This window comes from Blautia sp. LMAG:36 (genome assembly GCF_008680535.1).
In the GTDB taxonomy this organism is placed as follows: domain Bacteria; phylum Bacillota; class Clostridia; order Lachnospirales; family Lachnospiraceae; genus Blautia_A; species Blautia_A fusiformis.
In genome coordinates, this window is the sequence record NZ_NALB01000004.1 from 326994 (window position 1) to 347509 (window position 20516).

18 protein-coding genes, 1 tRNA gene and 1 riboswitch are annotated in these 20516 nt (G+C 46.9%); of the genes, 18 read left to right on the forward strand and 1 reads right to left on the reverse strand.

The annotated features are described in order from the left end of the window. Positions 1-31 precede the first annotated feature (31 nt). Positions 32-1492, reverse strand: a complete 1461-nt coding sequence (locus tag CCC17_RS05790; RefSeq protein WP_022426130.1) for a nicotinate phosphoribosyltransferase — start codon at positions 1490-1492, stop codon at positions 32-34. A gap of 275 nt (positions 1493-1767) precedes the next feature. Here CCC17_RS05790 and CCC17_RS05795 point away from each other — a divergent pair. From CCC17_RS05795 to CCC17_RS05880, 18 genes are all read left to right on the forward strand, one after another. Next, positions 1768-1839: transfer RNA gene (locus tag CCC17_RS05795), tRNA-Gln, on the forward strand. Between the two features lie 148 nt (positions 1840-1987). Then, positions 1988-2695 (forward strand): acyl-[acyl-carrier-protein] thioesterase, encoded by a 708-nt coding sequence (locus CCC17_RS05800; protein WP_022426129.1) that lies wholly within the window; start codon positions 1988-1990, stop codon positions 2693-2695. Positions 2696-2759: 64 nt separating this feature from the next. Then, the gene (gene araD, locus CCC17_RS05805; RefSeq protein ID WP_015526737.1) at positions 2760-3461 is read left to right on the forward strand and encodes an L-ribulose-5-phosphate 4-epimerase; all 702 of its coding nucleotides are present in this window, start codon (positions 2760-2762) and stop codon (positions 3459-3461) included. Between the two features lie 204 nt (positions 3462-3665). After that, complete coding sequence (locus tag CCC17_RS05810; RefSeq protein WP_015526736.1) at positions 3666-3908, forward strand: helix-turn-helix domain-containing protein; 243 nt, start codon at positions 3666-3668, stop codon at positions 3906-3908. 193 nt (positions 3909-4101) lie between these two features. After that, positions 4102-4272: riboswitch (Lysine riboswitch) on the forward strand. 185 nt (positions 4273-4457) lie between these two features. Beyond that, positions 4458-6044, forward strand: a complete 1587-nt coding sequence (locus CCC17_RS05815) for a Na+/H+ antiporter NhaC family protein (protein ID WP_442859769.1) — start codon at positions 4458-4460, stop codon at positions 6042-6044. A 178-nt stretch (positions 6045-6222) separates the two neighbouring features. Further along, a complete protein-coding gene (locus tag CCC17_RS05820; RefSeq protein ID WP_021652585.1) occupies positions 6223-7065 on the forward strand; it encodes a CvfB family protein in 843 nt (280 codons plus the stop codon). A 105-nt stretch (positions 7066-7170) separates the two neighbouring features. After that, positions 7171-10638 carry a DNA polymerase III subunit alpha gene (locus CCC17_RS05825; protein ID WP_287082698.1) on the forward strand — a complete coding sequence of 1156 codons (3468 nt, stop codon included), beginning with the start codon at positions 7171-7173 and terminating at the stop codon, positions 10636-10638. A 68-nt stretch (positions 10639-10706) separates the two neighbouring features. Continuing rightward, complete coding sequence (gene pfkA, locus CCC17_RS05830; protein ID WP_021975953.1) at positions 10707-11696, forward strand: 6-phosphofructokinase; 990 nt, start codon at positions 10707-10709, stop codon at positions 11694-11696. A gap of 110 nt (positions 11697-11806) precedes the next feature. Continuing rightward, a complete protein-coding gene (locus CCC17_RS05835; RefSeq protein ID WP_015526731.1) occupies positions 11807-13096 on the forward strand; it encodes a TrkH family potassium uptake protein in 1290 nt (429 codons plus the stop codon). A gap of 13 nt (positions 13097-13109) precedes the next feature. Beyond that, positions 13110-13769 (forward strand): potassium channel family protein, encoded by a 660-nt coding sequence (locus tag CCC17_RS05840; RefSeq protein WP_287082700.1) that lies wholly within the window; start codon positions 13110-13112, stop codon positions 13767-13769. Positions 13770-13820: 51 nt separating this feature from the next. Then, a complete protein-coding gene (locus tag CCC17_RS05845) occupies positions 13821-14597 on the forward strand; it encodes a TrmH family RNA methyltransferase (RefSeq protein WP_270391746.1) in 777 nt (258 codons plus the stop codon). Between the two features lie 15 nt (positions 14598-14612). Beyond that, positions 14613-15053: an NfeD family protein gene (locus tag CCC17_RS05850; protein ID WP_278603990.1), complete on the forward strand. Its 441-nt coding sequence runs from the start codon at positions 14613-14615 to the stop codon at positions 15051-15053. 3 nt (positions 15054-15056) lie between these two features. Further along, a complete protein-coding gene (locus tag CCC17_RS05855) occupies positions 15057-15998 on the forward strand; it encodes an SPFH domain-containing protein (protein ID WP_015526727.1) in 942 nt (313 codons plus the stop codon). Positions 15999-16024: 26 nt separating this feature from the next. Further along, on the forward strand, positions 16025-17023 hold the full coding sequence (gene argF, locus CCC17_RS05860; RefSeq protein WP_021975947.1) for an ornithine carbamoyltransferase: 999 nt from the start codon (positions 16025-16027) through the stop codon (positions 17021-17023). After that, entirely contained in the window at positions 17023-17829 is an 807-nt protein-coding gene (locus tag CCC17_RS05865; RefSeq protein ID WP_270391749.1) for a biotin--[acetyl-CoA-carboxylase] ligase, read from the forward strand. The genes argF and CCC17_RS05865 overlap by 1 nt, the downstream gene beginning before the upstream one ends. Positions 17830-17960: 131 nt before the next feature. Beyond that, a complete protein-coding gene (locus CCC17_RS05870) occupies positions 17961-18329 on the forward strand; it encodes a DUF6145 family protein (RefSeq protein ID WP_015526724.1) in 369 nt (122 codons plus the stop codon). Between the two features lie 9 nt (positions 18330-18338). Beyond that, a complete protein-coding gene (gene dusB / locus CCC17_RS05875) occupies positions 18339-19307 on the forward strand; it encodes a tRNA dihydrouridine synthase DusB (protein ID WP_118609143.1) in 969 nt (322 codons plus the stop codon). A 115-nt stretch (positions 19308-19422) separates the two neighbouring features. Next, positions 19423-20373, forward strand: a complete 951-nt coding sequence (locus CCC17_RS05880; RefSeq protein WP_015526721.1) for a glycosyltransferase family 2 protein — start codon at positions 19423-19425, stop codon at positions 20371-20373. Positions 20374-20516: the final 143 nt, after the last annotated feature.

A 20516-nucleotide genomic window follows, 5' to 3' on the forward strand; every position in this document is an offset into this window, starting at 1 on the left:
AAGGGGGTTTATGAATGCTTATTTCTGTTTATCAGAGCTCTTTTTCGCTCATTTCTTCCAAAAGAGCCTTCTTCATGTCATAGAGGGGCTGGGAGAGATCTACATAAACCTTCTGCGGATTAACGAAACGTCTGGATTCATCCCACAGTGTATTCTGCTCCTGTTTGCAATAGTCACGGAGCTCCATAACAGATGGAGACTTGTAAACGCTCTTACCACCTTTGATCACAGGAACAAGGAGCTCGCGGAGCTCGTAGGTTCCTCCAAGAACCTTGGTCTTTTTCCAGGTGTCAACCGGATCGAAGATCACCATAGTTTCTTCCGGATCGAATTTCTCATCTGCAAGGCAGATCAGATCGGCCTTGATCTTGCCGGTCTTCTTGCTGTAGATACGGTATACAGTCTTGTTGCCCGGGTTGGTAACTTTTTCTGTGTTTTCGGAAAGCTTGATCTTCGGCTGGAAGGTATCGCTGTCAGCGTCTTTTACAGCGGCAAGCTTGTATACGCCGCCGAATGCCGGATTGTTATCGGCTGTGATCAGCTTGGTTCCAACACCCCAGGAATTGATCTTGGCATCCTGGGCCTTCAGGCTCTCGATAAGATATTCATCAAGATCGCTGGAGGCGGAGATGGTAGCATCATCGAAACCGGCAGCAGCCAGCATCTTGTAAGCTTTTTTGGAAAGGTATGCAAGGTCACCGCTGTCGATACGGATTCCGTAGTTCTTCAGCTGGATACCTTCCTCACGCATCTCCTCAAATACACGGATCGCATTGGGAACACCGGATTTCAGGACATCGTAGGTGTCGACCAGAAGAGTACAGGAATTCGGGTAAAGCTTCGCATAGGTCTTAAAGGCAGTGTACTCATCCGGGAAGCTCATGATCCAGGAATGAGCATGTGTTCCGAGAACCGGAACGTTAAACATCTGACCGGTCAGTACGTTAGAAGTACCGGCACATCCGCCGATCACTGCAGCTCTGGCACCGAAGATCCCGGCGTCCGGACCCTGGGCACGGCGAAGACCGAATTCCATGATGGGATCGCCCTTGGCTGCGTGGCATACACGTGCTGCCTTGGTAGCAATAAGACTCTGATGGTTCATAATGTTCAGGATGGCCGTCTCTACAAGCTGAGCTTCCATGATCGGTGCGATAACCTTGACCATTGGCTCTCTCGGGAAGATCACGGTTCCCTCCGGAATTGCATAGATATCACCGGTGAATCTGAAGTTGCTCAAATACTCAAGGAAATCATCCTCAAAGATGCCAAGATTTCTCAGATAGGTAATGTCTTCTTCTGAGAAACGGAGATTTTCGATGTATTCGATCATCTGCTCCAGTCCTGCACAGATGGCAAAACCGCCATCGCACGGATTGTTGCGGTAGAACATGTCAAAGACAACGGTCTGGTTGGTAGGGTTTTTGAAATATCCCTGCATCATGGTAAGCTCATAGAGGTCCGTGAGCAGAGTAAGGTTATTTGCTCGCATAGCGTTCTCCTTTGGATGCCTCCGGATATTGTGACCGGAGGGAAATACACGGTTGTTTCCGTTCTTTTTATTATACGGCTTATTATAACACAAAGGAGTGGATTGTAAAATTTTTTTTACTGCGTAAACCCGCATATAATAAGGAGTTTTAACAGCAGTTTAAGAAATTTTGAAAAAAAATAAAAAAAATTAAAAAAAGGGGTTGCAATTTCAAAAAAGCTGTTATATAATAACATCCGTCGCAAGCGATAAGGCAAGCGAAAAACAAAACACATAGGGCTATCGCCAAACGGTAAGGCAACGGACTCTGACTCCGTCAGTTCAAGGTTCGAATCCTTGTAGCCCTGCTTCTTAAGTACCTCAGTTGCGAGGTACTTTTTTTGTACTCAAAAATAAGAAGATATTCGCAATCCGCTTCGCCCCCAAAAAAAAACAAGTGCGTTTCTTCCTGCCAAGTGTTACAATAAAGTATAGACAGTATGACAGGAGGCATGAATGAGTTACAGTTTTGAGAGTCGAGTAAGATTCAGTGAGATCGGAGAAGATGGCTGTCTGACGCTGCCGGGAGTTCTGGATTATTTTCAGGATTGCTGTACCTTTGAATCCGAGCAGACAGGAGTCGGTATGGAAGTATTAAAGGAACAGAAAAGAGCCTGGGTACTTTCTGCATGGCAGGTGATCATGAAGCGGTATCCAAAGCTTGGTGAAAATATAAAAGTAACAACAATTCCTTATGGATTCCGTGGATTTATCGGAATGCGTAATTTTATTCTTGAGACAATGGATGGTGAGAAGCTGGCATGGGCCAATTCCTACTGGTCTTTTATCAATACAGAAACCGGTCTTCCGGAAAAGCTGACACCGGCAGATACAGATCCCTATGATTTGGGCGAAAAAATAGAGATGGATTATGCACCAAGAAAGATCGCGCTTCCGAAGGAACGGGAAGTGCAGAATGCTTTTTCCGTACAGAAGCATCATCTGGACACCAATCATCATGTGAACAACTGTCAGTATATCCGGATGGCAGCGGATCATCTGCCTGAGGATTTTAAAGTTGGTCAGCTTCGTGCTGAATATAAACGTCAGGCAGTACTGGATAATGTTATCATTCCGGAAGTATATATGACAGAAAATAAAGAAGCTGTAGTTCTCAACGCGGAGGATAAAGAACCTTACGCAGTAGTTGAGTTTACAAAATAAATACAGGCGGTAGAGATTAGTACATCGTTTTTGAAACAACTATACCGTAAAAGGAGGGCGCGCTATGCTTGAAAAATTAAAAGAAGAAGTTTACAGAGCAAATATGGATCTGCCAAAATATGGTCTTGTTACCTTTACATGGGGAAATGTCAGCGGGATCGACAGGGAGCAGGGACTTTTTGTGATCAAGCCAAGTGGTGTGGATTATGACAAGCTGACACCGGAAGACATGGTAGTGGTAGATCTTGATGGAAATAAAGTAGAAGGAAGATACAATCCATCCTCTGATACACCGACACATGCAGTTCTTTACAGAGCGTTTCCGAATATCGGCGGTATCGTACATACCCACTCATCTTGGGCAACAAGCTGGGCGCAGGCAGGCAGATCGATCCCGTGTTATGGAACCACACATGCAGATTACATTTACGGAGAAGTACCATGTGTACGTAATCTGACCAAAAGAGAGATCGAAGAGGCATATGAGAAGAACACGGGAGTTCTTATTGCTGATTATTTCAAAAACAAAGATTATGAAGCAGTACCGGCTGTGCTGTGTAAGAACCACGGACCTTTTACCTGGGGTAAGGATGCTCATGAGGCAGTTCATAACGCAGTTGTTCTTGAGGAGGTTGCCAAGATGGCATCTCGCTGCGAGCTGATTAATCCGGATGTAAAACCGGCACCGCAGGAGCTTCAGGATAAGCATTACTACAGAAAACATGGTGCAAATGCATATTATGGTCAGGTAGGACAGGAAGACTGATCAGAAGAAAAAACAGTTTGACCCGATGGTGGATTGTCAATATCCGCTTGAGTGGAAATGCCGCGGAACAGTACCGCGGCATTTTTTGTCGAAAAATGCAGAAAATGTCAGATTTGCTGACCTTTAACACAGGTGCCGCCGAAATATATGCTAATGTCAAGAAAAATGCAGAACATTAACACATTTATTAAAATAGGTGGCAGGATGAAAATATACACTTATCAGGGAAAAAAGAACGTTTCCGGAGAAAAAATACGCCAGATGAGGAATATGAAACGGATGTCGCAATCTGCGCTGGCAGCAAAAATGCAGGTGGAAGGAGTGATGCTGGAGCGTGACAGTATCAGCCGGATCGAAGGAGGAGAACGTTTTGTAGCAGATTATGAACTGCGGGTGTTTGCAAAGGTGCTGGGAGTGGATGTGAAGTGGCTGCTGAATGAGCAGTAAATAAGGCAATATTGGATTACAGTTCGCTGGTAATATTCCGCGAAGCGTGTTACTGAAAACGGAGTGAAAAGTAACAATATTGGTCTGAATGGCAGGAATCTGTGTAAACTACTTGATATTTATGTCGGAAACTGCTACAGTATAAAGAAAAAAAGATGGCCGGGAAGTCCTGCGGAGGACAAACGGTCACGGATAAGAAGATAGAGGCGCGGATTTTATCAGTATTTATGGATGCAAGGCCCTGGCAGGCTGTTCATAAAGAAAGGAAAATTTGCCGAAGTGCTCTGGAAGGCCAGATGACAGGGTGCTGGGATAACGCAGAATATGCGTTGTACTGTCACGGATGTGGAGCGCTATCGGTAGCACTTCGGGAGATCTGCATTTAATATGCTGAATGGAGATTTTCTGACAGGCTATTAGTTAAATAAGGATTATTTAACCGGAGGTGTTCTTAAGAAGAGACAGCCTCCGTTTTTTTGTCCCCGAAAAGGGAGGAGAAAAATGAGTAAAAAAGCAGGAACAGCATTGTCTGTTATGGCAATGGTATTCATGGGCGCACTGGCAAGTCCCCTGACTGTGCTGGCTGCGGATGCGGAGGAGACTTACCAGCCTGCTCTGTATGCAACGATCTGGGCACTGCTTCCACCTCTTGTTGCGATCGTCCTTGCACTGATCACAAAAGAAGTATACAGTTCTCTGTTTGTGGGAATTGTAGTAGGAGCACTGATCTATTCCGGATTTAAATTTGAAGGAACGGTAACACAGATTTTTGAGGGAGGAATCATCAAGGTTCTTTCTGACAGCTATAACGTAGGTATCCTGATCTTCCTGGTAATCCTGGGATCTGTGGTATGTATGATGAACAAGGCCGGCGGCTCCGCCGCATTCGGACGATGGGCCAGCAAAAAGATCCACACACGTGTAGGTGCAGAGCTTGCCGCAATTGTGCTTGGTATTCTGATCTTTATTGATGATTATTTCAACTGTCTGACTGTAGGAAGCGTTATGCGTCCGGTAACAGACAGACATCATGTATCCAGAGCAAAATTTGCATACCTGATCGATGCGACAGCTGCTCCGGTATGTATCATCGCACCGATCTCATCCTGGGCTGCAGCAGTCAGCGGATTCGTAGAGGGACAGGATGGACTTGCGATTTTTGTAAGAACTATCCCGTATAACTTTTATGCGATCCTTACGATTGTGATGATGGTTGGTATGGTACTGATGAAAACTGAGTTTGGCGCTATGAGAACACATGAGATCAATGCTCTGAACGGAGATCTTTATACAACATCTGCAAGACCGTATGAGAATGCAACGGATGATGAGACACCGAATCCGAGAGGAAAGGTGATCGATCTTGTGATCCCGATCGTTGTGCTTGTCATCTGCTGTGTCATCAGTATGATCTACACAGGAGGATTTTTCAGCGGAACAGATTTTGTTACCGCATTTTCACAGAGTGATGCCTCTACAGGCCTTGCAATGGGAAGTGCTTTTGGTCTGGTGTTTGCCATTATTTTCTATATGATCCGTCGTGTGATCAATTTCAGAGACTGTATGGGATGCATCCCGGAAGGCTTCAAGGCTATGGTACCGGCGATCATGATCCTGACCTTTGCATGGACACTGAAGGCTATGACAGACTCACTTGGTGCAGCGGTATTCGTAGAAGAAGCAATGCGTTCTGTTGCCGGTGGTATTGAAGTTATCCTTCCGGCCATTATTTTCCTGGTTGGATGCGGACTTGCATTTGCTACAGGTACTTCCTGGGGAACCTTTGGTATCCTGATCCCGATCGTTGTTGCGGTATTTGAGAAATCCAGTCCTGAGATGATGATCATTTCCATGTCCGCCTGCATGGCAGGTGCAGTTTGCGGAGACCACTGCTCACCGATCTCCGATACAACGATCATGGCTTCCGCAGGAGCACAGTGTGATCATGTGACTCACGTTTCCACACAGCTTCCGTATGCGATCCTGGCTGCGGCAGTATCCTTTGTAACTTATATTGTTGCAGGCTTTGTAAAAACAGCATGGATCGCTCTTCCGGTGGGAATCGTGCTGATGCTGATCGTACTTTTTGTCATTAAAATGATGAACCCGATGCCGGTTGAGAAACCAACAGAATAACAGACTGACCCAATGTGGGGGCAGATTCCCCCATGAATGTCAAATAAAAGGCAGTGACGGAAAGAAATTTCCGAAGCTGCCTTTTTTGTGCTTTCTATAATAATTCTCTTATGTTATAATGCAGGACAGACAGCAAATAGTAAATGATCATATATAGTTTTAAGGAACAGGAGTAAGAATGATAGAATTAGGTAAAAAACAGAAATTACTGGTTGTAAAAACCGTGGATTTCGGAATATATCTTGGAGAGGACCGAAACGCACCTCAGAATGAGCGGGTGCTTCTTCCGTCCAAACAGGTACCGGAAGGAACCAAAGCAGGTGATGAGATCGAAGTATTCATCTATAAGGATTCCCAGGACAGACTGATCGCAACTACCCGTGAGCCGATGCTTCAGGTAGGACAGACCGCAGTCCTTAAGGTAAAACAGGTCACCAGGATCGGTGCTTTTCTTGACTGGGGACTGGAGAAGGATCTTCTTCTTCCGTATCATGAGCAGACCAACCGGGTCCGTGAAGGTGAGGAGTGTCTGGTAGCTCTTTATGTAGATAAGAGCAGCAGACTCTGTGCAACCATGAAGGTGTATCATTATCTTTCCACCAGAACTCCTTATGTACCGGGAGATTCGGTAAAGGGGCGTGTCTATGAGATCAGTGGGAATTTCGGCGTTTTTGTTGCGGTAGATGATAAATATTCCGCTCTGATCCCGGCACGGGAGGCAACAGGCAAGTACAGACCGGGAGCTATTCTTGATCTTCGTGTCACAGAGGTGAAAGAGGATGGCAAGATGAACGTCAGTGACCGCCAGAAGGCTTACATCCAGATCAATGAGGATGCAGAGAGCGTATTCAGCGTGATCGAGGAATTTGCAGGGGTGCTGCCATTTGATGATCATGCCTCACCGGAAGTCATCAAGAGAGAGTTTGGCCTCAGTAAGAACGCATTCAAGCGTGCAGTCGGTCATCTGATGAAGGAAGGAAAAGTAGAGATCCGTGACAAAAGGATCTACATTAAAAAATAACAAGGTGTTGACCGGCTCCGGATCAGACACGCTCCGGCACGTTCAGAGAAAAGTGCAGAGCGGGGAGGATCCGGAGCCCTGTTTTTTACGATAAGGAGAATAAATTTGGAGTTTACACATTTACATGTCCATACAGAATACAGCCTTCTGGATGGCTCCAATAAGATCAAAGAATATGTAGCCAGAGTAAAAGAGCTGGGTATGGACAGTGCGGCGATCACCGATCATGGCGTTATGTATGGTGTGATCGATTTTTACAGGGCTGCAAGAGAAGCCGGGATCAATCCGATCCTCGGATGTGAGGTTTATGTGGCTCCGGGCTCCCGTTTTGACAGAGAAGTGGGAAGTGGGGATGACCGTTATTATCATCTGGTCCTGCTAGCTGAGAATAATCAGGGATACAGCAACCTGATGAAAATTGTATCCAAGGCATTCGTGGAAGGGTTTTATTACAAGCCACGTGTGGATCTGGAGCTTCTGGAAAAATATCACGAGGGTATCATTGCCTTAAGTGCCTGCCTGGCGGGAGAGGTCGCTAGATATCTTGCACGTGGAATGTATGAGGATGCCAAGATCGCGGCATTACGTTACCAGGATATTTTCGGAAAAGGAAATTTCTTTCTGGAGCTTCAGGATCATGGAATCCCGGAGCAGCAGACTGTAAACCAGCAGCTTCTCCGTATGCACAGAGAGACGGGGATCGATCTGGTTGCCACCAATGATGTGCATTACACTATGGCAGAGGATGCGGAACCACATGATGTTCTTCTTTGTCTGCAGACTCAGAAAAAGCTCAGCGATGAGAACAGAATGCGCTATGAGGGCGGCCAGTATTATGTGAAATCGCCGGAAGAGATGGCGAGACTTTTCCCATATGCGCTGGAAGCGCTGGAAAACACCCACAGGATCGCGGAGAGATGTCATGTGGAGATTGAATTTGGTGTGACCAAGCTGCCGAAATATGATGTGCCGGACGGATTTACCTCCTGGGAATATCTGAACAAGCTTTGTCATGAGGGACTTGAGCAGCGTTATCATCCGGTAACAGAGGAGCTGAAAAAGCGCCTGGATTATGAGCTGTCTACGATCAAAAACATGGGATATGTAGATTACTTTCTCATTGTATGGGATTTTATCAAATATGCCAGGGACAACGATATCATGGTCGGTCCGGGACGAGGCTCTGCCGCAGGAAGCCTGGTTGCCTATACACTTGGGATCACCCAGCTGGACCCGATCCGGTATGATCTGCTCTTTGAACGTTTCCTGAATCCGGAGCGAGTATCCATGCCGGATATCGATGTGGATTTCTGCTTCGAACGGAGACAGGAGGTTATTGATTATGTAAGAAGAAAATATGGTGATGACTGCGTGGTTCAGATCGTTACCTTCGGTACACTGGCAGCTCGCGGTGTCATTCGTGATGTAGGCCGTGTTCTGGATATGCCTTATGCCCAGGTGGACACCATCGCCAAGATGATTCCACAGGAGCTGAATATCACCATTGACAAGGCACTGGGAATGAATCCGGAGTTTCGCAAGGCTTACGAGGAACAGGACGATATCCATCGTCTGATCGATCTGGCAAAACGTCTGGAGGGGCTTCCGAGGCATACCTCCATGCATGCGGCAGGTGTTGTGATCAGCCAGAAGGATGTATCGGAATACGTACCCCTTTCCAGAGCACAGGATGGTTCCATTGTCACGCAGTTTACCATGACAACACTGGAAGAGCTGGGACTTCTGAAAATGGATTTCCTGGGTCTCCGTACTCTGACGGTTATCCAGAATGCTGTGAAAATGGTGGAAAAAAGTACCGGTATGCTTCTGGATATGCAAAAGATCGACTACAACGACAAAAAGGTACTGGATTCTCTCGGAACAGGACGTACTGACGGCGTGTTCCAGCTGGAGAGTGCCGGAATGAAAAGCTTCATGAAGGAGCTGAAGCCTCAGAGCCTTGAGGACGTGATCGCGGGAATTTCGCTTTACCGTCCGGGCCCCATGGATTTCATTCCGCAGTACATCCGCGGAAAAAACCGTCCGGATACCATCCGTTATGACTGTCCGCAGATGGAGCCGATTCTGAAGCCGACCTATGGCTGTATCGTATACCAGGAGCAGGTTATGCAGATCGTCCGTGAGCTTGCAGGCTACACCCTTGGACGAAGTGACCTGGTGCGCCGTGCCATGTCCAAGAAAAAAGCTTCTGTTATGGCAAAAGAACGCCAGAATTTCGTTTACGGAAACGTGGAAGAGGGAGTACCGGGATGTATCGCCAACGGTATTTCCGAGGAGATCGCAAACAAGATCTACGATGAGATGACAGATTTTGCAAAGTATGCCTTCAATAAATCTCACGCTGCCGCTTATGCAGTGGTTTCCTACCAGACGGCATATCTCAAATATTACTATCCGGTAGAATTTATGGCTGCACTGATGACATCCGTTGTGGAAATGCCGAACAAGGTTGCCGAGTATATTTCGGTATGCCGCCAGATGGGGATCCGGATCCTTCCGCCGGATATCAATCATGGTGTTTATGGCTTTTCTGTTGACAATGGTTCCATTCGTTATGCACTTTCTGCCATCAAGAGTATCGGCCGTCCGGTAATCGAGGGGATTGTGCGGGAGCGTGAGGAGCACGGAGAATATACCTCCCTGAAAACATTTATTGAGCGAAATATCGACCAGATCAACAAGAGAGTTGTGGAAAATCTGATCAAGGCCGGAGCGCTGGATTGCCTGGAGGGAAACCGGAATCAGAAAATGACGGTTTATACGCAGATCATAGACAGTATCAACCAGGATAAGAAACATACCATGGCGGGACAGCTGAGTCTTTTTGATATTGCGCCTGAAGAAGATAAAAAGGAATTTGAGATCCGTATGCCGCAGGCAGCAGAATATCCGAAGGAGATGATACTGACCTTTGAGAAGGAAGTTCTCGGCATCTATCTCAGCGGTCATCCGCTGGAGCGTTACCGGAATATGATGGAAAAAATGATCTCTGCAAAAACTTCTGATTTTCAGCCGGATGATGAAACAGGGATACCGGAGGTTTACGATAACCAGAAAGTGATCGTGGGTGGAATGATCACGGATAAAACCATAAAATATACAAAGAATAATAAGGTAATGGCGTTCCTTACAGTGGAAGATCTGGTAGGCACCGTGGAGGTTGTGGTATTTCCACGTGATTACGAAAAATGCCAGATGTTCCTGAATGAAGATGCCCGGCTCTTTATTCAGGGAAGAGTATCCGCAGAAGACGACAAAGCCAGCAAGCTGATCCTGGAAAAGGTCCGTCTTTTTGATGATATGCCAAGAGAACTGTGGCTCCAGTTTGAAAGCCGGAAAGAGTACGCAAAAGCCGAGACCGGTCTGGTAGACGATCTGATGGAATCCAGAGGAAACAGCACGGTGGTTATTTATCTCAAAGATGTCAAGGCAATGAAGAAACTTCCCCCTGCTTATCAGGTCCATATCGAGGATTCCTGGCTGGAGCGCATGTGTAAAAAATATGGAAGTTCCAATGTTAAAATTGTGGAGAGAGTATTGAAAAACTTATAAAAATGCTATAAACTATACCCGAATATGTGTATTACAATAGGTTGTTTCATAAGATGGAGGATAACAATATGGCAGAGAACAAAATCAAAACGATCGGCGTTTTGACCAGTGGCGGTGACGCACCTGGAATGAATGCTGCAATCCGTGCTGTTGTCAGAAGAGGATTAAGCAGCGGACTGAACGTAAAGGGAATCTATAAAGGATACAGCGGTCTCTTAAATGAAGAGATCAGAGATATGACAGCAAGGGACGTTTCCGATACGATTGAACGAGGCGGAACAATTCTTTATACTGCCAGATGTGCAGAGATGAGAACAGAGGAAGGACAGCAGCAGGCTGCAGAGATCTGCAGAAAGCATGGGATCGACGGCCTTGTTGTTATCGGTGGAGACGGATCCTTCGCAGGTGCTCAGAAGCTTGCGAACCTTGGAATCAATACCATTGGCCTGCCGGGAACCATTGACCTTGATATCGCATGTACCGAGTACACCATCGGTTTCGATACTGCTGTAAATACAGCTATGGAAGCTATTGACAAGGTACGTGATACATCCACATCCCATGAGAGATGCAGTATCATCGAGGTTATGGGACGTAACGCCGGATACCTTGCAGTATGGTGCGGTATCGCAAACGGTGCTGAGGATATCCTGATCCCGGAGAAATATGATTACGATGAGCAGAAGCTTATTGACAATATCGTAGAGAGCCGTAAGAAAGGCAAGAAACACCATATCATCGTAAATGCTGAGGGTATCGGCCATTCAGAGGCTATGGCAAAGCGTATCGAGGCTGCAACAGGTATCGAGACACGTGCAACGATCCTTGGTCACATGCAGCGTGGTGGAAGCCCTACATGTAAGGACCGTGTATATGCGTCCATGATGGGTGCTCTTGCAGTAGATCTTCTTGTTGCCGGAAAACGTAGCCGTGTGGTTGGATACCGTCATGGTGAGTTTGTTGATTTCGACATCAATGAGGCTCTTGCAATGCAGAAGAATGTAGATTCCTACATGTGGGAGGTTTGCAATTCTCTTTCTCACAACTACAATAAATAAAAAATATGAACTTGAAAAAAGTTTCAGACGGATTGCATAAACTGAATACGTCACAAATAATTGCCCTCGGCTTTGCGGGGGTGATTTTTGTAGGTGGACTTATTTTGTGGATGCCGTTCTGCAGTGCACCCGGGCAGGCTGTTACCTTCCCGGATGCTGTTTTTACAGCGGCGACCAGCGTATGTGTAACAGGACTTTCCACAGTTGTTATGGCAGTCCAGTGGAGCCCCATTGGAAAAGCGGTTATCCTGTGCCTGATACAGATCGGCGGGATCGGACTGATCGCACTGGCGAATATGATATTCATCAGCCTCCGGCGGAAAATTTCCCTGAAAAACCGGCGGATCATCAAGGAATCCTACAACCTGGATGAAATGGGTGGAGTCGTGGCTGTAGTCCGCAGTGTGGTGAAATGCGTGTTTCTTGCAGAAGGAATCGGTGCGGTCCTGTATGCGTTTTGCTTTGTACCGGAATTTGGAATAAAAAAAGGTCTGGTGCATGCCATATTTCTGGCGGTATCTGCATTCTGCAACGCAGGGATCGATCTTTTCGGGGAAACAAGCCTTTCGGTATATGTGAGCAATCCGCTGGTCAATATCACTACGATTGGCCTGATCATTGTGTCAGGTCTTGGATTTATCGTCTGGTGGGATCTGTGGGATAAATTCCGCAAGGTTCTGAGAAAAGAGCTCTCCCCATCCAGAGTTTTTCGTGTACTGCGGCTTCAGAGCAAGCTGGTCCTTACGATGACCGGGATCCTGGTATTTTCAGGAGCATTTCTGGTATTTATCTTTGAATCCGGAAACCCTTCCACGCTGAAGGGGGCACCACTGGGAACAAAGCTCATGGCATCCTTTTTCCAGTCAGTGACAACACGTACGGCGGGATTTTATACCATGGATCAGTCGCTTTTGTCCACACCTACCGTGATCATTTCCCTACTGTGGATGTTTATCGGAGGATCACCCATGGGCACTGCCGGTGGTGTGAAGACTACTACCATTGCGGTTCTGATCCTTTCTATTGCAGCATATCTTCAGGGAAAAAAGGATGTAGAGGTATACGGCCGCAGGATCCGTGAGAGCTATCTCCGTTCTGCCATGGTTGTTGCAGGAACCAGTGTGCTGATCCTTTTTACCATGACGGTGCTTTTGTCCGCAGTAATGCCGGGAGTGGATTTGGCAGATGTTTTATATGAGATCACTTCTGCGGGGGCTACAGTAGGACTTTCCAGAGGACTGACACCTCAGCTGAATGTGGCAGGCAAGTGGATCGTGATCCTTACCATGTATCTGGGACGTATCGGACCGCTGACACTTGGAACAGCAGTTGTGATGCGTGTACGCAACAGGCCGGGAAGCACCACGCATCTCGGTGAAGAAGATATCATGATCGGTTAAACAGGAGAATAGAATGAAAAATAAATCTTTTGCCGTGATCGGGCTTGGACAGTTTGGAATGACTCTGGCGGTGACGCTGGCAGAGTCAGACTGCGATGTCCTTGCCATTGATGACAAAGAAGAAAATATCGAAGAGATTTCCGAAAAAGTAACCTATGCGGTAAAAGCAGATGTCCGTGAACCGGGAATCCTGAAGGCTCTGGGAGTTCAGAATGTGGATGTAGCCATTATCGCAGTTGCCGAAAATCTGGAAGCCAGTATTTCCGCAACCATGCAGGCCAAAGATCTGGGAGTGCCCTTTGTAGTTGCAAAAAGTATGAATTCTCTTCATGGACGTATACTTGACAAAATTGGTGCAGATAAGATCATTTATCCGGAACAGTCCATGGGACTGCGGGTTGCCAGAAATCTTATGTCCGGCGGGTATCTGGATGTGTTTGAGCTTTCAGCGGAGTTCAGTATGGCGGAGTTTTCCATGCCGGAGTCATGGATCGGGAAAAGTCTCATAGATCTGAATGTGCGGGAGCGTTTTCACATTAATGTCATTGGTATTAAACAGGGCGAAAATGTCACAGTAGATCTGAAACCGTCCGAGCCGCTTCCGGACCGCTGTTCCATAATCGCCATTGGAAAAAATAAGGATCTTAATGCGGAACCGGCGTTTATGAAGTGATTTTTCGAAGATTCCGTAAACAGGATAAGTGCAAGGAGTAAGATAAAAAGTATGATAACCAGCGTATCAAATGCAAAAATAAAAAATGTCATGCAACTGAACCAGAAGGCAAAAGCCAGAAGAGAACAGGGACTTTTTGTGGCAGAGGGCCGGAAAATGTTTCTGGAAGCACCGGAAAGCTGGGTTTCCCAGGTGTTTGTCTCCGAGACCGTTTCCCGGGATGAAGAGCTGATGTCTCAGGCAGAAAAATATCCCTGTGAGATCGTGAAGGATTCCGTATTCCGTCAGATGTGTGATACCAAGACTCCCCAGGGGATCCTGACAGTTCTGAAGTTGCCTTCCTGGAGCGAGGAAGAGGTACTGGCGGGAAAAAATCCTCTGGTCATGGTTCTGGAGGATCTTCAGGATCCGGGAAATGCGGGAACCATTCTCAGGACCGGTGAGGGCGCCGGCGTAAGCGGAGTTTTCCTCACAAAAACCTGCGTGGATATCACAAATCCCAAGGTGATCCGTTCTACCATGGGCTCCATTTACAGAATGCCTTTTCTATACGTGGAAGATGTGGTATCATTAGAAAAGAAGCTGAAAGAAAATGGAATCCGCAGTTTTGCAGCTCATCTGAAGGGCGAGAATTCCTATGATCAGGAATCCTATAAGGGCGGTACCGCATTTTTCATTGGAAACGAGGGAAAGGGCCTGACTGATCAGGCGGCGGAGACAGCAGACTGTCTGATCCGCATTCCCATGTGCGGAAAAGTAGAATCACTGAATGCTGCCATGGCATCAGGAATCCTGATGTACGAAGCTGCAAGACAGAGAAGAGAATAAGAGAGGAGGAGTTTTATGACACCTTTGGCCTGGCTTGGAATACTGGCAATTTTACTGGTAATTGAAGCGATCACGGTAGGACTTACCACTGTCTGGTTTGCAGGCGGTGCTTTTGTGGCGTGCATTGCCTCGTGGCTTGGAGGGGGAATTGTTGTACAGCTCCTTTTATTTTTCGGAGTTTCCGTGGTGCTTCTGATCTTTACCAGACCTCTGGCGGTCCGCTACATGAACAAGGGCGTGGAAAAGACCAATGCAGAGAGTCTTCTGGGAAAAAGAGCCGTAGTGATACAGACGGTCAACAACCTGGCCCAAACCGGGCAGGTGAGGATCAATGACATCGAGTGGACTGCACGGACCGCAGATGACGGGGAAGAAATTCCAACAGGTGCAGTGGTTGAGATTGAAGAGATCCGCGGAGTGAAGCTGATCGTAAAAGAAATTAGCAAGGAGGGCTAAATTATGGGTGGAGTTGTTGTTTTGCTTGTAGTCATCGTTCTTGTGCTGTGGGTACTTGCATCCTGTATCCGCATTGTACCGCAGGCCTATGCAGTGGTACTGGAACGTCTTGGCGCTTACAAGGCTACCTGGAGTACAGGAATCCATTTCAAGGTTCCGTTCATTGAACGTGTTGCAAGAAGAGTAAACCTGAAAGAACAGGTTGTGGATTTTCCACCGCAGCCGGTAATTACCAAAGATAATGTAACCATGCAGATCGATACGGTTGTATTTTTCCAGATCACAGATCCGAAGCTTTACGCATATGGCGTTGAGAATCCGATCATGGCGATCGAGAATCTTTCTGCTACAACACTTCGTAACATCATCGGTGATATGGAGCTGGATGAGACACTGACATCCCGAGAGGTTATCAATACCAAGATGCGTGCTTCCCTTGATGTGGCTACAGATCCATGGGGAATCAAGGTTAACCGTGTGGAGCTTAAGAACATCATTCCTCCGGCAGCCATCCAGGATGCCATGGAGAAACAGATGAAGGCTGAGCGTGAGAGACGAGAAGCCATTCTGAAAGCAGAAGGAGAGAAACGTTCCACCATCCTTGTTGCAGAGGGTAAAAAACAGTCCGCTATCCTGGATGCTGAGGCTGAGAAGCAGGCGGCGATCCTTCATGCGGAGGCTCAGAAGGAGCGTATGATCAAAGAGGCTGAAGGACAGGCACAGGCAGTCCTTAAAGTACAGCAGGCAACTGCAGAAGGACTTCGTATGATCAAGGAAGCAGGAGCAGATGAATCTGTTCTTACTCTGAAGAGCCTGGAGGCTCTTACAAAAGTTGCTGACGGCAAGGCAACGAAGATCATCATTCCGTCCGAGATACAGGGCATCGCAGGGCTGGCAACATCTCTGAAGGAAATCATGACAGATAAACCGGCAGAGCAGAAATAAATCTGCAGCCGTGAGGAGGACATATTATGAATCTTAAAGGAAGAAATTTCCTGACACTGAAAGACTTTACACCGGAAGAGATCACTTACATGATCGACCTTGCAGCAGATCTGAAGGCAAAGAAAAAGGCAGGAGAGCTTCATGAGTATTACAGAGGTAAAAATATTGCACTGATCTTTGAAAAAACAAGCACAAGAACACGCTGTTCCTTCGAAGTGGCAGCTCATGATCTGGGAATGGGTTCTACCTATCTGGATCCCACAGGCTCCCAGATCGGAAAGAAGGAGAGCATCGCAGATACTGCAAGAGTTCTCGGAAGAATGTATGAGGGAATCGAGTACCGTGGCTTCGGTCAGGATATTGTTGAGGAGCTTGCAAAACATGCAGGCGTTCCGGTATGGAACGGTCTGACAAATGAGTATCATCCGACGCAGATGCTTGCTGATATGCTGACAGTACGTGAGCATTTCGGCAAACTGAAAGGTCTGAAACTTGTATACATGGGTGACGCCCGCTACAACATGGGTAACTCCCTTATGGTCGTATGCTCCAAACTTGGCCTTGATTTTGTAGCCTGCACCAACAAGAAATACTTCCCTAATGATGAGCTTGTAGCACAGTGCCAGCAGTGGGCAAAAGAGGCAGGTTCCACCATCACTCTTACAGAGGATGTAGAGGCAGGAACCAAGGACGCGGACATCATCTACACAGATGTATGGGTATCTATGGGCGAGCCTGACGAAGTATGGACAGAGCGTATCCACGACCTGACACCATATAAAGTTACCAAACACGTAATGGAGAACGCCGGTGAGAAGGCAATCTTCCTTCACTGCCTGCCAGCATTCCATGATCTTAAGACAAAGATCGGAAAAGAGATGGGCGAGCGTTTCAACCTTACAGACATGGAGGTTACAGACGAGGTATTCGAGTCTCCGCAGTCCAAGGTATTTGACGAAGCAGAGAACCGTATGCATACCATCAAGGCTGTGATCGTTGCTACATTAGGAGAGCCGGAAAAATAATGGCAGAGTTATTTAATGAAGAAATAATTTCACAGGCAACACATACAAAATGGGCGGGCAAAACCGTCCATTTTGCAAGAGAAATTGATTCCACCAACCTCTGGGGTAAACGCGCCTGGAGGGAAGAAGGCGCAGGACACGGGGAGCTGTTTGTGGCAGAATATCAGTCCGCAGGACGCGGACGTTTTACAAGACGATGGAGTGCGCCGCCGGACAGTGCCATTACTATGAGTATCCTTATCTGCCCGGAATTTTCTCCGCAGAAGGCGCCGATGCTGACACTTGTTATGGGACTTTCAGTTGCACAGGCAGTAGCAGAGCTCGGTCTTGAGGTAGGGATCAAATGGCCTAACGATGTAGTTGTTTCCCGCAAAAAGATCTGCGGTATCTTAACCGAAATGACCATGAAGCAGGATAAGATCGGCTGTGCAGTTATCGGAGTCGGGATTAACGTAAACATGGAAAGCTTTCCGGAAGAAATGGCAGATAAGGCTACATCTCTGTATCTGGAAAGCGGACATCCCTTTGACCGGGCACAGGTAGTCGGACTTGTGATGAAGCATTTTGAGGAAAATTATGAGAGATTTGTACAGACAGAGGATCTCAGCGGCCTGAAACCGGATTATGAGAAAATGCTGGCCAATCTGAACCAGCCGGTACGTGTACTGGATCAGAATGATCCATATGAGGGGATCGCAAGAGGGATCAATGCCGGCGGAGAGCTTCTGGTAGAGCGTGCAGACGGTACAGTCGAGGAAGTAAATTCCGGAGAGGTTTCTGTACGTGGTTTATACAGCTATGTGTAAAACATGCAGCACAGATCGGATAAAATTTCCGGCAGCGATTTTCCGTTGATGTTTTATTGCAGTAGTGGAAAAAACAAGAATCTCCCTGCTTTAGTTGTGGGGAGTGTCAAGTTATAAATAAAGGAGATTTTATGTATCAGGATAACATTGTGCTCTGCGGAGCAAGCTCTTATGAGCAGAAATATTATTTTAACCAGGATTTTGCGTCTCTTCCTGAGACAGTAAAGCAGGAGCTGCAGATCATGTGTGTGCTTTTCACAGAGGATGTAGGCGGGATCCTGACACTGGAATTTGATGAGGACGGCAGTCTGCAGTTTAAGACTGAGGCCCTGGAGGCAGATGCCCGTTTTGATGAGATCGGAAGTGCACTGAAGATCAAGGAACTCCAGCGGGACAAAAGAGAGCTTCTGGAATCTCTGGAAATGTATTACAAGGTATTTTTCCTGGGAGATATCCCGGATGAGGAACTGCAGAAAAAAGCAGATGCCGTTGAGGAATGATCCATGAAGATGCAGTGGAAGATCGGAAATGTGGAGATACCGAACCCCTTTGTGCTTGCACCGATGGCAGGGGTTACGGATCTGGCATTTCGAAGACTTTGCAAGGAGCAGGGTGCAGGCCTGATCTGTATGGAAATGGTCAGTGCCAAGGCGATCTCTTTTCATAATAAGAATACAGAGGCGCTGATGGAGATCGATCCCGGGGAGCATCCGGTATCCATGCAGCTTTTCGGCAGCGAGCCGGACCTTATGGCAGAGGTGGCAAAAAGCATTGAGGAGCGTCCCTTTGACATTCTCGATATCAATATGGGATGTCCGGTTCCCAAGGTGGTAAATAATGGCGAGGGCTCAGCTCTTCTGAAGGATCCTCAGCTGATCGAAGAGATCGTCCGCAGTGTTTCCGGAGCAGTTTCCAAGCCGGTAACGGTGAAGGTCCGCATTGGCTTTGATGAAAATACGCCGGTGGATGTGGTGGAGATCGCAAAACGGGTGGAGGATGCCGGTGCAGCAGCCATCGCAGTTCATGGAAGGACCAGACAGCAGTATTATTCCGGTCAGGCGGACTGGGATGCTATCCGCAGGGTGAAGGAAGCGGTGACTATTCCGGTGATAGGAAACGGAGATATCGTTTCACCGGAAACTGCAGAAGCCATGTTTAAAGAGACTGGCTGCGATGCGGTGATGATCGGCCGTGCAGTACGTGGGAACCCGTGGATCTTCCGGGAGCTGAACCACTATTTCCACACCGGGGAAAAGCTTTCCAGACCAACCGCAGAGGAAGTCTGCGAGATGATCCTGCGCCATGCCGAAGATCAGATCGCGATCAAGGGTGAGTATATCGGGATCCGCGAAATGCGGAAGCATGTAGCCTGGTATACAGCCGGTATGCGGCACAGTGCGGGAATCCGGAGAGAATCTAATAATATTTCAAGCTATGAAGAACTGAAAAAGCTTACAGACATGGTACTGGAGCGATAAAAGAGAAAAGTATGTCGGAGAAAACGAAACGTTCTATTGACAAGGAACGGAGCGCGTGCTACAGTCAGTTAGCGGGAATCCGCAGAAAGTTTTTTTGTTTTACAGGAGAAAAATAATGGCAGATAAAATAGCAGTTTTAATTCCTTGCTACAACGAAAGCAAGACGGTAGCAAAGGTTATCCGCGATATGAAAAAAGCACTTCCGGAAGCTGTGATCTACGTATATGATAATAACTCTACAGATGGAACAGACGAGATCGCCAGAAAAGAAGGGGCAGTTGTCCGTTATGAGTATCAGCAGGGAAAAGGAAACGTGATCCGCAGTATGTTTCGGGATATCGATGCGCAGTGTTATCTTATGGTAGATGGCGACGATACTTATCCGGCAGAGTTTGCAGCTGAAATGTGCAGCAAGGTTCTGGAGAAAGGCACAGACATGGTAGTTGGTGACCGCCTTTCTTCTACATATTTTACAGAGAACAAGAGACCTTTCCACAACTTTGGAAACAGTATCGTAAGAGGTTCCATTAACCGTCTTTTCAAAAGCAACATCAAGGATATCATGACAGGTTACCGTGCCATGAGTTACCGCTTTGTAAAAACATTCCCGGTACTTTCCAGGAATTTTGAGATCGAGACAGAGATGACGATCCACGCCATCGATAAGAACATGCAGGTTGAGAATGTAGTCATTGAATATCGTGACAGGCCGGAGGGAAGTGAGTCCAAGCTGAATACTTATGCAGATGGATTTAAGGTTCTGAAGACTATTGTGAAAATGTTCAAAAATTACAAGCCGCTGGAGTTCTTCTCCCTTATCGCAGCAGTGCTGTTTGTGGTGGGAATGGTATTCTTTATTCCGGTGCTGGTACATTTTCTGGAGGTTGGGACAGTGGAAAAGATCCCGACACTGATCGTCAGCGGGTTTGTGATCCTGACAGCTATCATCTGCTGGTTTTCCGGGATCATCCTTTCTACACTGGTCAATCAGCATAAACAGGATTTTGAGTATCAGACACAGATGGTGACTAATCGTTATAAAGATCTTTTTCCGGAGAAGAAATAAGGAATCAGACCGGGCAGGATAATACAGAAAAGCCGTGTTGAAATCTGAGATTTCGCGCGGCTTTTTTGCATATTTCAGGGACCCTTTTTCGACGTAGAATGCTTGACAATACTGGGGCTTTTCGGTATAATACAGGAATTGTG

Bases quoted from the DNA above. Each gene is read 5' to 3' on its own strand.
- CCC17_RS05810 (WP_015526736.1), top strand. From the start codon at position 3,666: ATGAAAATATACACTTATCAGGGAAAAAAGAACGTTTCCGGAGAAAAA.
- CCC17_RS05845 (WP_270391746.1), top strand. From the start codon at position 13,821: ATGATAACCAGCGTATCAAATGCAAAAATAAAAAATGTCATGCAACTG.
- argF (WP_021975947.1), top strand. From the start codon at position 16,025: ATGAATCTTAAAGGAAGAAATTTCCTGACACTGAAAGACTTTACACCG.
- CCC17_RS05870 (WP_015526724.1), top strand. From the start codon at position 17,961: ATGTATCAGGATAACATTGTGCTCTGCGGAGCAAGCTCTTATGAGCAG.
- CCC17_RS05850 (WP_278603990.1), top strand. From the start codon at position 14,613: ATGACACCTTTGGCCTGGCTTGGAATACTGGCAATTTTACTGGTAATT.
- CCC17_RS05790 (WP_022426130.1), bottom strand. From the start codon at position 1,492: ATGCGAGCAAATAACCTTACTCTGCTCACGGACCTCTATGAGCTTACC.
- CCC17_RS05800 (WP_022426129.1), top strand. From the start codon at position 1,988: ATGAGTTACAGTTTTGAGAGTCGAGTAAGATTCAGTGAGATCGGAGAA.
- CCC17_RS05840 (WP_287082700.1), top strand. From the start codon at position 13,110: ATGAAAAATAAATCTTTTGCCGTGATCGGGCTTGGACAGTTTGGAATG.
- CCC17_RS05835 (WP_015526731.1), top strand. From the start codon at position 11,807: ATGCCGTTCTGCAGTGCACCCGGGCAGGCTGTTACCTTCCCGGATGCT.
- CCC17_RS05855 (WP_015526727.1), top strand. From the start codon at position 15,057: ATGGGTGGAGTTGTTGTTTTGCTTGTAGTCATCGTTCTTGTGCTGTGG.
- CCC17_RS05865 (WP_270391749.1), top strand. From the start codon at position 17,023: ATGGCAGAGTTATTTAATGAAGAAATAATTTCACAGGCAACACATACA.
- CCC17_RS05880 (WP_015526721.1), top strand. From the start codon at position 19,423: ATGGCAGATAAAATAGCAGTTTTAATTCCTTGCTACAACGAAAGCAAG.
- araD (WP_015526737.1), top strand. From the start codon at position 2,760: ATGCTTGAAAAATTAAAAGAAGAAGTTTACAGAGCAAATATGGATCTG.
- pfkA (WP_021975953.1), top strand. From the start codon at position 10,707: ATGGCAGAGAACAAAATCAAAACGATCGGCGTTTTGACCAGTGGCGGT.
- CCC17_RS05815 (WP_442859769.1), top strand. From the start codon at position 4,458: ATGGGCGCACTGGCAAGTCCCCTGACTGTGCTGGCTGCGGATGCGGAG.
- CCC17_RS05820 (WP_021652585.1), top strand. From the start codon at position 6,223: ATGATAGAATTAGGTAAAAAACAGAAATTACTGGTTGTAAAAACCGTG.
- dusB (WP_118609143.1), top strand. From the start codon at position 18,339: ATGCAGTGGAAGATCGGAAATGTGGAGATACCGAACCCCTTTGTGCTT.